Consider the following 11,793-nt stretch of genomic DNA (forward strand, 5'->3'; position numbering starts at 1 on the left):
CGGCGTGCAAAGGTGATCTCGGCGGCCAGCTCGCGCCGGTGCCACATGGCGCGGCGCTGCGTGTCGGATTGCGCCACCTGCGCATCCAGCACAAGGCCCGCCTCCATCAGCCCGGCCAGCGCCACCTCCAGCACGCCGGTCAGCGGCAGCGCGCCATCCGGGCCGGGCGTGCAATCGCGCGGCGCCGTGGCGCCCAGTTCCACCAGAATGGCCACCTCGGCGCGGGGGGTGAAGGGCTCGGGCACATCGGGCCGGGCCTCCGACAGGCGGCGCATATAGCTGGCGGGCATGTATTCAAAGGCCTCCACCAGCCCGCCGGTCGCCTCCTGCAGCCGGTTCAGCACCACCAGCGCCTCGGGCAGCGAGCGTGCGGCCAGCGTGGCGGTGGCATGGGCGCGAGGGGCCGGCACCAGCTTCATCACCGCCCGTGTGATCACACCCAAGGTGCCCTCGGCGCCGATGAAAAGCTGTTTCAGGTCATAGCCCGAATTGTCCTTGTGCAGGGCGCTCATCAGGTCCAGCACCCGGCCATCGGCCAGAACCACCTCCAGCCCCAGACAGAGCGCGCGGGTGGAGCCATAGCGCAAAACGTTGGAGCCACCCGCATTGGTCGACAAGACCCCGCCGATCATCGCCGAGCCGCGCGCGCCAAACCACAGCGGGAAGTAAAGCCCGTGATCCTCGGCGGCCTCATGCAGCCGCGACAGGATCACCCCGGCCCCGACAATGGCGGTGCGGGTGGCGGGGTTGATCGCCTCGATCCGGTTCAGCCGTTCCAGCGACAGCATCAGCCCGCCTTGGGTGTAAAGCCCGCCCACCAACCCGGTGCGCCCCGAGGCGGGCACCACGGCCAGACCATGCGCCGCCGCCAGCCGCATCACCGCCGCCACCTGCGCCGTATCGGCAGGGCGCAGCACCGCCAGCGGGTCGCTGGTGTAATGCCCGGTCCAATCCGGCAGATAGGGCGCCCGGTCGGCCCCGGTCAGCACCTGCGCGGCACCCAGAAGGGCAATGAGTTCAGGCAGAATGGGATGCGTCACGGCGGCCTCCAGCGCTTGGCCCGCCCTTGCTGCCATCCTTCTGCGAAGGATGAAAGGGGGCGCTCGCGCCCCCTCGGGCCTTTGGCCCTCACCCCCTGAGGATATTTCCAGACAGAAAAAGCCCGAGGCCCCTCTTTTTCTGTCGAAAAATATCCTCGGGGGTGAATTGAGCCGCAGGCTCAAGAGGGGGCAGACAGCCCCCTTCCTTCATTCCGACAGCAGGGCCTGAACCTGCGGGCCGATATTGGCGACGATCTTTTTCACCCCTTCGGCATTGGGGTGGATCTGGTCGGCCTGCATCAGCGTTTGCAGGCTGGCCGGGTCTGGCCCGCCCAGGCCTGCGAGGAAATTGGGCGCGAGGGCAGTGCCGTATCGGGCGGCAAGATCGGGGAAGATCGCGTCAAACTCGGTCTTCCAGTCCGGGCCGAAATTGGCCGGGCCGGGCAGGCCGATCAGCAGCACTTTCAGCCCGCGCGCCTTGGCCTTGGCGAGGATCTGGTCGAGGTTTGCTCGTGTGGTTGCCGGGTCCAGCCCGCGCAGCAGGTCATTGCCGCCCAGGGCGACGATCAGCGCATCGGTTTCGGGCGTCAGCGACCAGTCCAGCCGCGACAGGCCGCCCGCCGAGGTATCGCCCGACACGCCCGCATTCACCACCTTGGCCGCCACGCCGTTCGCCTCCAGCCAGGCTTGCAATTGCGGCACGAAGCCTTCGCCCTCGGCCAGGCCATAGCCGGCGGTCAGGCTGTCGCCGAGGGCCACGATTTCGGTCACGTCTGCGTAAGCGGGCGAGATGGCGACGGAAATCGGGAAAATCAGCGGTATGAAGGCTTTGCCAAGGGCGCGGCGCGCCCCATATCGCAACTCAGACAAAAGGCAGGGGCAGAGGCGCATGAAGGATCCGATTCTGGTGTTGGAGGCCGCAGGCCTGACTTTGGCGGGAAATGCGGGGCCGGTCGAGATTCTCAAGGGCATCTCACTCAGCGTTGATCGCGGCGAGACGGTGGGGCTGATTGGCCCCTCCGGGTCGGGCAAATCTTCGGCGCTGATGCTGATGGGCGGGTTGGAGCGGGCCAGTTCGGGCCGGGTTTCGGCGCTTGGGCAGGATCTGGGCGCGATGGATGAGGATGCTCTCGCGCGGTTTCGTCGGGCCCATATGGGGGTGGTGTTTCAAAGTTTCCACCTGATCCCCACCATGACCGCGCTGGAAAATGTGGCCGTGCCGCTGGAATTGGCGGGCGCCCGCGATGCCTTTGACCGGGCCGAGGCCGAACTGCGCGCCGTGGGGCTGGGGCATCGGCTGGACCATTACCCGGCGCAGATGTCGGGGGGCGAGCAACAACGCGTGGCGCTGGCCCGCGCCGCCGCGCCGCGCCCGGCGATCCTTCTGGCCGATGAGCCGACCGGCAATCTGGATGGCAGCAATGGCGCCGCCATCATGGAGATGTTGTTTGGCCTGCGTGACCGCCATGGCGCCACGCTGGTTCTGGTGACCCATGCGCCCGACCTCGCCGCGCGCTGCGACCGGGTGGTGCGGCTGGTTGACGGGCGGCTGGACCCCGCGCGGGTGGCGGCATGAGCTGGTCTCTGGCGGCGCGGCTGGCGCGGCGCGAGCTGCGCGGCGGCATTCATGGCTTTCGCATTTTTCTGGCCTGTCTGGCGCTTGGCGTGGCGGCGATTGCCGCCGTGGGGCAGGTGCGGTCGGCCATTCAGGGCGGGCTGGCCGATCAGGGCGCCGTTCTGCTGGGCGGCGATGCGCAGGCGCAGTTCACCTATCGTTTCGCCGATGAGGCCGAGCGCGCCTTCATGGCCGAGGTCGCGACCCGGGTGTCGGAGGTGGTCGAGTTCCGCTCCATGCTGGTGGCGGGTGAGGAGCGCGGGCTGACGCAGGTGGAGGCGGTTGACGACCTTTACCCGCTGGAGGGCGTGGTGGAGCTGGACCCGCCGCAACCGCTGGCACAGGCCTTGGCCGCGCAAGACGGGCGGCCCGGTGCGGTGGTCGACCGGGTGCTGCTGGATCGCATGGGTCTGGCGCCCGGCGATGTGATGCGCCTTGGCACGCAGGAGTTTCATATCGGCGCCGTGCTGCTGCGCCAGCCCGACAGCACCGGCGGCGGCTTTGGCCTTGGCCCGCCGACCATTGTGTATACGCGCGATCTGGCGCAATCCGGGCTGATCGTGCCCGGATCGCTGTTTGAAACCGAATACCGGCTTGATCTGCCGCTCGGCACCGATCTGGACGCGCTGGAGACGCGGGCCGAGACCAGCTTTGAAGGCAAGGGGATGCGTTGGCGTGACAGCCGCCGTGCCGCGCCGGGCGTGGATCGCTTTGTGGATCGGATGGGCGATTTTCTGGTGCTGGTGGGTCTTGCGGGCCTTGCCGTCGGCGGCGTGGGCGTCAGTTCCGCCGTGCGGGCATGGTTGGAGCGCAAGGTGCCGGTGATGGCCACGCTGAAGGTCCTGGGGGCCGAAAGCGGGCTGATCTTCCGGCTGTATTTCCTGCAAATTGGTGTTCTGGCCCTGCTGGGCGTGGCGATGGGGCTGGCGCTTGGCGCCCTGGTGCCGCTGGTGGTGGGGCCGCTGCTGGCGGGCAGCCTGCCGATTCCGGTGGCGTTCAGCGTCTATCCGGCGCCGATGCTGGAGGCGGCCTTCTATGGCCTGACCTCGGCTGCGCTGTTTGCGCTTTGGCCCTTGGCGCGGGTGGAGCGGCTGCGGGCGGCGGCGCTTTATCGCGGGGCGGGGGGCTTTGCCTGGCCGCGCCCCTTGCGGCTGGCGATGCTGGTTGGCCTTGCGGCGCTGCTGGTTGGTGGCGCAGTGGCACTTTCGGGCAATATGATGCTGGCGCTTGGCACGGTGGGCGGCGTGGCCGGGGCGCTTGGCCTGCTGGCGCTGGCGGCGCTCGGGCTTCGGCGCCTGGCCCGGCTGGCGGCGCGGCGGATGCGCGGGCGGGTGACGCTGCGCGCGGCGCTTGGCGCCGTGGCGGCAGAGCGGGGCGAGACGGTCTCGGTCGTGCTGTCGCTGGGCCTTGGCCTTTCGGTGCTGGCGGCGATTGGCCAGATCGATTCCAACCTGCGCGCCGCCATTGACCGCGACCTGCCGACCCGCGCCCCGGCCTATTTCTTTGTCGACATCCAGCCCGACCAGATCGCGCCCTTCCTGCAAAAGGTGCAATCCGATCCCGCCATCACGCGGGTGGACAGTGCGCCGATGTTGCGCGGGGTGCTGGCCCGGATCAATGACCGCCCCGCCGCCGAGATCGCGGGCGATCATTGGGTGGTGCGCGGCGACCGTGGCATTTCCTATGCCGATGCGCTGCCTGCGGGCACCGAGGTGGTGGCGGGGGAATGGTGGCCCGAGGGCTATCAGGGCGAACCGCAGGTCAGTTTCTCCGCCGAGGAGGCCGAGGAGATCGGTCTCAAACTGGGCGACCGGCTGACGGTGAATGTGCTGGGGCGCGACATCACCGCCCGCATCACCTCGCTGCGCGAGGTGGATTTCGCCACCGGCGGAATGGGGTTTGTGATGGTGCTGAACGCCGCCGCCCTGCAAGGCGCGCCGCATAGCCATATTGCCACGATCTATGCAAGCGAGGCGGAGGAGGCCGGTATCCTGCGCGATCTGGCAGGCACCTGGCCCAATATCACCGCGATCCGGGTGCGCGACGCCATCGCCCGCGCGACCGAAGCGCTGGATACCATCGCCACCGCGACGGCCTGGGCGGCGGCGGCGGTGCTGGCGACCGGCTTTGTCGTGCTGATCGGTGCGGCGGCGGCAGGCGAGCCGGCGCGGGTTTACGAATCCGCCGTGTTGAAGGTGCTGGGCGCCAGCCGCGCCCGCATTCTGGCCGGGTTCCTGCTGCGGGCGGGGCTGATGGGCGCGGCGGCGGGGCTGGTGGCGATCCTTGTCGGCATTGCCTCGGGCTGGGCGGTCATGGTGCTGGTGATGGAGGCGGATTATCAGTTCGAGCCGGTCTCGGCCCTGCTGATCGTCAGCGGCGGCGTGCTGGCCACCTTGATCGCGCAGGCGCTGTTTCTGCTGCGCCCGCTGTCGGTGCGCCCGGCGCGGGTGCTGCGCCAGCAGGACTGACCCCTTTCCCCGGCCCGTCGCATGCAGCGGCGGGCCGGGCAGGGGCCTTGCAGTTGGAACGAAAATTCCAAAATTTTGGATGGCCTTGCGCGACAGGGCGGGTTGGCTGCGGCAAACCGCCCCAGTTTGACGGTTTTTGACGAATCTATGCGGCTGCTTGATAGAATTTTCAGTTGCTTTACCTCCATAATGGAATATCAATTCTATTAACGCGATGGCGGGGGCCATCGGGGGGGAATCACACGATGTTGCCTTTCGCACTGAACCACATGACGACGCCGGGCTTGGATTGGCGCGCCTTTGCCGATCTGGCCGCAGGCCTTGGCTGTGTGGGGGTGGAGTATCGCAATGACCTGCCGGGGCCGCTGTTCGGCGGCGAAGATCCGGCAACGGTCGGCGCGGCGGTCAAGGCCGCGGGCCTGCGCTTTCTGGCGCTGGCCGAGGTGAAGATGTTCAACGACTGGTCCGATGCCAAGGCGGCAGAGGCCGAGGCGCTGATGAAAGTGGCTGTCGCGGCGGGGGCCGAGGCGATCTCTCTCATTCCGCGCAACGATGGCGTGGCGACCGACCGCGCCGAGAGCCTGAGCGTGACCACCCAGGCCCTGCGGGAAATCCTGCCGATGCTGAAGGCCCACGGGCTGAAGGCGATGGTGGAGCCGCTGGGCTTTGCGGTCTGCTCGCTGCGCTACAAGGATGTGCTGGTGCAGGCGATTGACGCGGTGGGCGGGGTTGGCACCTGTTTCATGGTGCATGACACCTTCCATCACGCGCTGGCAGGCTTTGGCCCGATCTACCCGGAGCTGACCGGCATCGTCCATGTCTCGGGCGTCAAGGATGCGATCTATCTGGACGACATGCGCGATGCGCATCGCGTGCTGGTGGATGCCGATGACGTGCTGGGCAATGTGGCGCAGATCCGCGCCCTGCGCGCGGGCGGCTATACCGGCCCGATCAGCTATGAGCCCTTCTCGCCCGCCGTGCATGCGCTGGCGGATGCGGGCCCGGCGCTGAAGGCCTCGATGGAATTCATCGAAAGCGGCGTCAGCGCCTGACTTTCGGAGAATGCCCGCCCCCGGGGAAGGGGCGGTCCGGCAGGGAGAAACGGGCGCGCCGGACGCCCGTAGTGGAGGAAAGACAATGAAAAAGATCATTCTTGCGGGCGTCGTCTCGCTGATGGGCACCACTGCCATGGCCGATGGGATCGGCGTGTCGATGGCGCTGTTCGACGACAACTTTCTGACCGTCCTGCGCAATGGCCTGGATGCCAAGGGCAAGGAACTGGGCGTCGAGCTGCAAATCGAGGATGCGCAGAACGACGTGGCCAAGCAGCTGGACCAGATCAACAACTTCATCGCCTCGGGCGTCTCGGCGATCATCGTGAACCCGGTCGATACCTCGGCCACGCAGGCCATGTCGGATGCCGCCGCTGCCGCGAACATCCCGCTGGTCTATGTGAACCGCGAGCCGGTGAACGTGGACACCCTGCCCGACAACCAGGCCTTCGTCGCCTCGAACGAGATGGATTCGGGGACGCTGCAAACCAAGGAAGTCTGCCGCCTGTTCAAGGAAGCGGGCAAGACCGAGGCGAATATCTATGTGATCATGGGCGAGCTGTCGAACCAGGCCGCCGTGATGCGCACGAAGGACATCCATGATGTCATCGGCGGCCCGGATTGCGGCGTGAAGGTGAATATCGTCGACGAGCAGACCTCGAACTGGTCGCGCGATCAGGCGCAGAGCCTGATGACCAACTGGCTGTCCTCCGGCGCGGCTTTCGATGGCGTCATCGCCAATAATGACGAAAGCGCCATCGGGGCCATTCAGGCGATGAAAGCCGCCAATATCGGCATGGATACCGTTGTGGTCGCCGGGATCGACGCCACCCAGGACGCGCTGGCTGCGATGCAGGCGGGCGATCTGGATGTGACCGTGTTCCAGGATGCCGCCGGTCAGGGCGCCGGTGCGCTGGATGCGGCCATCAAGCTGTCGAAGGGCGAGGCCGTGGACCAGAAGGTCTATATCCCGTTCCAGCTGGTGACCCCGGCCAATATCGGCGATTTCCTGAGCAAGAACTGATCTGCCAGACCGGGCGGGGGCTGTGACGGCCCCTGCCCAACCGGGGTGGCGTGATTGGGTCGCCCCTTTTCATCTTGCTGCGCACGGGGGTGCAAGGCAATGATTTCCAATGACATACCGCGGGGGAGGGGAGAGCCATGTCCACCACGACGCATGGGCTCGGGGGTCTGAAATACGACCCGAGCAAGAAGGCGCGCGCGCCGGAATGGAACGTGTTTTTCGCGCTGGTCGGGATCATCCTGATCTTTGAACTGGTCGGTCGCATCTTCATGGGCGACAGCTTCCTGTTCAACACCCGCGACACTGTCGACACGCTGTTCAACCATCAGCGGTTGCAGATCATCATCCTGCAAGTCTCGATCACCGGCATCATCGCGCTTGGCGTGACGCAGGTGATCATCTCGGGCGGCATCGACCTCAGCTCCGGCTCGATCGTGGGCGCCACGGCGATGATCGCCATGAGCTTTGCCCAGGTCGCCATGGTGAATGGCAACCCCAACCCCAAGGCGATCTTCGCCGCGCAAGGCTGGGTCGACCTGCCGGTGCTGGTGCCGGTGGCGGTGGGTCTGGCCTGTGGGGCCGTCGCGGGCTTCATCAACGGCGCGCTGGTGGCCTATACCCGCATCCCGCCCTTCATCGCCACGCTGGGCATGATGGTGACGGCGCGCGGCATTGCGAAATGGTGGTCCAAGGGCAACCCGATCTCTTTCCCGACCGACTCTTATGCCACCATCGGCAAGGGCATGATGCCGGTCATCATCTTTGTCAGCCTCGCGGTGCTGTTCCACCTGATCCTGACCTATACCCGCTATGGCAAGCATTGCTACGGCATCGGCTCGAACGAGCAGGCCATGCGCATGTCGGGCATCAATGTCGAAAAGATGAAGGTGCTGATCTATGTGATCGCGGGGCTTCTGTCGGCGCTGGCGGCGGTGGTGCTGTCCTCCAAGAACCTGACCGCACAGGCGGGCATGGGCGTGATGTATGAACTTGACGCCATCGCCATGGCGGTCATCGGCGGCATCAGCCTGCAAGGCGGGCGCGGCTCGATCATCGGCACGGTTCTGGGCGCGCTGATCTTCGGCGTCATCATCTCGGGCTTCACCTTCCTGAAGCTGGACGCCTATTATCAGGAAATGGTGAAGGGCGTGATCATCGTGGCGGCTGTAGTTCTGGACCAATGGCGCCAAAAAGGCCGGGCACGGGGGTAATCATGAGCGACATCATTCTGGAAACGCGCGGTCTGAGCAAACGCTATGGCGGGGTTCACGCGCTGGAAGACGCGAATTTCATCCTCCGCAAGGGCGAACACGTTGCCGTGGTGGGCGACAATGGCGCCGGCAAATCCACCTTCGTGCGTCAGGTGACGGCGGTGGAGCAGCGCAGCGCGGGCCATGTGTTCTTTGACGGGCAAGAGGTGGATTTCGCAGGCCCGCTGGAGGCCCGCGAGGCAGGTATCGAGACCGTGTTCCAGACGCTTGCGCTGGCCGATGACCTGGACGTGCCCTCCAACCTGTTCCTGGGGCGCGAGCTTTACAAGTTCCGCATGGGGCCGTTCTCGATCCTCGACCGCAAGGCGATGCGCGACCGCACGCTGGAGGCGCTGAAAACCACGGCGGTGAAAATCCCCAATGTCGACAACCCGATCCGCAACATGTCGGGCGGGCAGCGGCAATGCGTTTCCATCGCGCGGACGGCGGCCTTTGCGTCCAAGCTGGTGATCATGGACGAACCCACCGCCGCGCTTGGCGTGCAGGAAACCGCGCAGGTGGAAAACATCATTCGCGGCCTGAAAGAGCGGGACATCCCGATGATCCTGATCAGCCACAACCTACGGCAGGTCTTCGATCTGGTGGACCGGATCGTGGTGTTCCGGCGCGGGCGCATCGTCGCCAGCCTGAACAAGGACGAGACCGATGGCAATGACATCGTGTCCTATATCACCGGTGTCAAAGGGGGCGAGCCCGCCAATGCCTGACCATGGCGCAACCGTGGCCGTCATCGCGGGCGGCACGCAGGGCCTGGGCCTTGCCATCGCCGAACGCCTGATCGCCGACGGTTGCCGCCAGATGGTGATCTCCGGGCGCGAGGTCTTGCGCGGCGAGGATGCCGCCGCGCAGCTGCGCCAGACCGGGGCCGATGTGCGCTTTCTGCCCGCCGATATGGGTGTGACCGAGGAGGCCATCGCCCTGATCGACCGCACCGCCAGCCGCTTTGGCCGCGTGACCGCGCTGGTCAATTCGGCGGCGGCGACGGATCGTGGCTCGATCCTCGACACCACGCCCGACCGCTTTGACCATATCTTTGCGGTGAACACGCGCGGCGCCTTCTTTGCGCTGCAACGCTTTGCGCAGCTGGCCATCGAAAACGGCCATCCGGCGCAGGCGGTGAACATCCTGTCCATGGTCATCCATTGCGGCCAGACCTTCCTCGCGCCCTATTCGGCCTCCAAGGCGGCGCTGGCCAATATCACCAAGAACGCCGCCCATACGCTGCGCCATCACAAGATCCGGGTGAATGGCATCAATTGCGGCTGGATGGACACGCCGGGCGAAGACATGATCCAGCGCAAATACCATGGCGCCGGGGATGACTGGCTGCAAAAGGCCGAGGCGAAACAGCCCATGGGCATGCTGGTGAAACCGGCCCATGTGGCAGAGCTTGCCAGCTTCATGCTGTCGGCGTCTTCGGGCGTCATGACCGGCGCGCTGGTGGATTTCGATCAGACAATTTCCGGGGCCTACCCGGAGTGACAACTCCAAGAGGATGAAATGACTGTCAAATTCGGGCTTCTGGGCGCGGGTCGTATCGGCAAGGTGCATGCCAGGGCCGTGACGGGCGATGCCAATGCGCAACTGGTGGCCGTGGCCGATGCCTTCCCGGCGGCGGCGCAGGCGATTGCCGATCACTATGGCTGCGACGTGCGCACCATCGAGGCGATCGAGACCGCCAAGGACATTGACGCCGTGGTGATCTGCACCCCGACCGATACCCATGCCGACCTGATCGAGCGCTTCGTGAAGGCGGGCAAGGCCGTGTTCTGCGAAAAGCCCATCGACCTGTCGCTGGCCCGCGTGAAGCAATGCCTCGAGGTGGTGCGCGCCCATAAGGGCACGCTGATGGTGGGCTTCAACCGCCGTTTCGACCCGCATTTCGCCGCCGTGCGCGGCCAGATCGACGCGGGCGCCATTGGCGATGTGGAGATGATCGTGATCACCTCGCGCGATCCCGGCGCCCCGCCGGTCGATTACATCAAGCGCTCGGGCGGGATTTTCCGCGACATGACGATCCATGATTTCGACATGGCGCGCTTCCTGCTGGGCGAGGAGGTCACCGAGGTTGTCGCCACCGCCGCCGTGCTGGTCGATCCGGCGATTGGCGAGGCGGGCGATTTTGACAGCGTGCAGGTCATGCTGAAAACCGCCAGCGGCAAGCAGGCGATGATCTCGAACTCGCGCCGCGCCACCTATGGCTATGATCAGCGCATCGAGGTGCATGGCTCCGAAGGCATGGCCTCGGCCGAGAACCAGCGCCCGGTCTCCATCGAGGTCGCCAATGCCAAGGGATATACCCGCCCGCCGCTGCATGATTTCTTCATGACCCGCTATACCGAGGCCTATGCCGCCGAAATCGCCGCCTTCATCGCGGCCTGCGGTGGCAAGGGCTCGGCCTCGCCCTCGGGCGAGGATGGGCTGATCGCGCTGGCGCTGGCTGATGCCGCCGTGAAATCGGTGGCCGAAAAGCGCACCGTGCTGGTGAGCGAAGTTCTCTGATCCCCTCCTCCTCGGGTCAGGGATGGGCCGCGCGGGCAACCGCGCGGCCCTTTCAATTGGTCAAAAGCTGATAGCCGGCGCCCTCCGCACTGGTCAGCGTCACCGCCAGATAACCGCTTTCCGGCAGGGTCACCCGGCACAGCTCGGCCCCCTTGCACAGGATGCCGCTTTCCGTTGCCACTTCCAGCAGCACCACGCCCGAAGCGATCACGCCCAGCTCCACCGCCGCGCCGCCATCCACCGGCAGGCGGTAACGATGGGTCTGGCCGGGCGCCAGCGCGCCCGCCTGCCCCCGCAGCGAGGCCTTGGGCAGTTGCGCCAGACTGGCCTCGCTGCCCGCCAGCAGGATGCCCAGCGTCTCGTCGGCCTCCACCGCCTTTTGCGCCTGCGCGAGGAGCGCCGCCGCATCGGGCAGGGGCGTGGCCTCTGCCTTGCCCTTGCCCTCCACCTCGGGTTTCAGGTCCAGCGCTTGCAGCGTGGTGGCCCCGGCCAGCCGCGCCGCCGTGATCTGCGCCAGCCCGTCGCGCTGATCCATCCCCGCCGCCGCCAGCCGATAGGCCAGCACCAGCCGCTCCACCGGGCCCGGAGCTTGGGGGGGCGTTTCGGCATGGGCGGGCAGGGCAAACAGGCAGGCCAGCAGGCAGGTCGGCAATCTCGGGCGCATCACGGTCTCCGGGTTTCGCGCCAAATTGGCAGGCGCGGCGCGGAAAGGAAAGCCCGAAGCCCGGCTTTGGCGATCCGGCCTTCCGGCCCGCCCGCCCGCCCGTTATAGCTGCCTTCATGTGACGGAGGCCCCCATGCGCGCGATCTTTGAACGGCTG

General features: G+C 66.5%; 11 protein-coding genes. 8 read left to right on the top strand and 3 right to left on the bottom strand.

Going from position 1 to position 11,793, the window contains the following annotated elements; translation table 11 throughout:
- Both JNN06_RS17490 and JNN06_RS17495 read right to left on the bottom strand, forming a co-directional pair.
- A partial coding sequence (locus tag JNN06_RS17490) for an FAD-binding oxidoreductase (protein ID WP_291240872.1) occupies window positions 1–1,040 on the bottom strand: 1,040 nt, incomplete at its 3' end.
- A gap of 207 nt (window positions 1,041–1,247) precedes the next feature.
- Window positions 1,248–1,811, bottom strand: coding sequence for an arylesterase (locus tag JNN06_RS17495; RefSeq protein ID WP_366813037.1), 564 nt, complete (start codon window positions 1,809–1,811; stop codon window positions 1,248–1,250).
- 118 nt (window positions 1,812–1,929) lie between these two features.
- On the opposite strand from JNN06_RS17495, the gene JNN06_RS17500 reads away from it, so the two are divergent.
- The 8 genes from JNN06_RS17500 to iolG all read left to right on the top strand — a co-directional run bounded on the left by JNN06_RS17500 (window position 1,930) and on the right by iolG (window position 10,972).
- A complete protein-coding gene (locus tag JNN06_RS17500; RefSeq protein ID WP_291240874.1) occupies window positions 1,930–2,616 on the top strand; it encodes an ATP-binding cassette domain-containing protein in 687 nt (228 codons plus the stop codon).
- Window positions 2,613–5,123 (top strand): FtsX-like permease family protein, encoded by a 2,511-nt coding sequence (locus JNN06_RS17505; protein WP_291240875.1) that lies wholly within the window; start codon window positions 2,613–2,615, stop codon window positions 5,121–5,123. Before JNN06_RS17500 ends, JNN06_RS17505 begins: the two co-directional genes overlap by 4 nt.
- Before the next feature lie 245 nt (window positions 5,124–5,368).
- Complete coding sequence (locus JNN06_RS17510; RefSeq protein ID WP_291240876.1) at window positions 5,369–6,175, top strand: TIM barrel protein; 807 nt, start codon at window positions 5,369–5,371, stop codon at window positions 6,173–6,175.
- An 85-nt stretch (window positions 6,176–6,260) separates the two neighbouring features.
- Complete coding sequence (locus JNN06_RS17515; RefSeq protein ID WP_291240877.1) at window positions 6,261–7,199, top strand: sugar ABC transporter substrate-binding protein; 939 nt, start codon at window positions 6,261–6,263, stop codon at window positions 7,197–7,199.
- Between the two features lie 137 nt (window positions 7,200–7,336).
- On the top strand, window positions 7,337–8,410 hold the full coding sequence (locus tag JNN06_RS17520) for an ABC transporter permease (protein ID WP_291240878.1): 1,074 nt from the start codon (window positions 7,337–7,339) through the stop codon (window positions 8,408–8,410).
- Window positions 8,410–9,177 carry an ATP-binding cassette domain-containing protein gene (locus tag JNN06_RS17525; RefSeq protein ID WP_366813041.1) on the top strand — a complete coding sequence of 256 codons (768 nt, stop codon included), beginning with the start codon at window positions 8,410–8,412 and terminating at the stop codon, window positions 9,175–9,177. The genes JNN06_RS17520 and JNN06_RS17525 overlap by 1 nt, the downstream gene beginning before the upstream one ends.
- A complete protein-coding gene (locus JNN06_RS17530) occupies window positions 9,170–9,952 on the top strand; it encodes an SDR family oxidoreductase (RefSeq protein WP_291240880.1) in 783 nt (260 codons plus the stop codon). Before JNN06_RS17525 ends, JNN06_RS17530 begins: the two co-directional genes overlap by 8 nt.
- 18 nt (window positions 9,953–9,970) lie before the next feature.
- Window positions 9,971–10,972: an inositol 2-dehydrogenase gene (iolG, locus tag JNN06_RS17535; protein ID WP_291240881.1), complete on the top strand. Its 1,002-nt coding sequence runs from the start codon at window positions 9,971–9,973 to the stop codon at window positions 10,970–10,972.
- Window positions 10,973–11,024: 52 nt separating this feature from the next.
- On the opposite strand, the gene JNN06_RS17540 is transcribed toward iolG, so the two are convergent.
- On the bottom strand, window positions 11,025–11,636 hold the full coding sequence (locus JNN06_RS17540) for a hypothetical protein (RefSeq protein WP_291240882.1): 612 nt from the start codon (window positions 11,634–11,636) through the stop codon (window positions 11,025–11,027).
- Window positions 11,637–11,793: the final 157 nt, after the last annotated feature.

This window comes from Gemmobacter sp. (genome assembly GCF_016792925.1).
Classification (GTDB): Bacteria; Pseudomonadota; Alphaproteobacteria; order Rhodobacterales; family Rhodobacteraceae; genus Gemmobacter.

What these genes read in the sequence shown, in the direction of transcription:
- JNN06_RS17500 (WP_291240874.1), top strand. Translation starts at nt 1,930, where the DNA reads ATGAAGGATCCGATTCTGGTGTTGGAGGCCGCAGGCCTGACTTTGGCG.
- JNN06_RS17505 (WP_291240875.1), top strand. Translation starts at nt 2,613, where the DNA reads ATGAGCTGGTCTCTGGCGGCGCGGCTGGCGCGGCGCGAGCTGCGCGGC.
- JNN06_RS17510 (WP_291240876.1), top strand. Translation starts at nt 5,369, where the DNA reads ATGTTGCCTTTCGCACTGAACCACATGACGACGCCGGGCTTGGATTGG.
- JNN06_RS17515 (WP_291240877.1), top strand. Translation starts at nt 6,261, where the DNA reads ATGAAAAAGATCATTCTTGCGGGCGTCGTCTCGCTGATGGGCACCACT.
- JNN06_RS17520 (WP_291240878.1), top strand. Translation starts at nt 7,337, where the DNA reads ATGTCCACCACGACGCATGGGCTCGGGGGTCTGAAATACGACCCGAGC.
- JNN06_RS17530 (WP_291240880.1), top strand. Translation starts at nt 9,170, where the DNA reads ATGCCTGACCATGGCGCAACCGTGGCCGTCATCGCGGGCGGCACGCAG.
- iolG (WP_291240881.1), top strand. Translation starts at nt 9,971, where the DNA reads ATGACTGTCAAATTCGGGCTTCTGGGCGCGGGTCGTATCGGCAAGGTG.
- JNN06_RS17540 (WP_291240882.1), bottom strand. Translation starts at nt 11,636, where the DNA reads ATGCGCCCGAGATTGCCGACCTGCCTGCTGGCCTGCCTGTTTGCCCTG.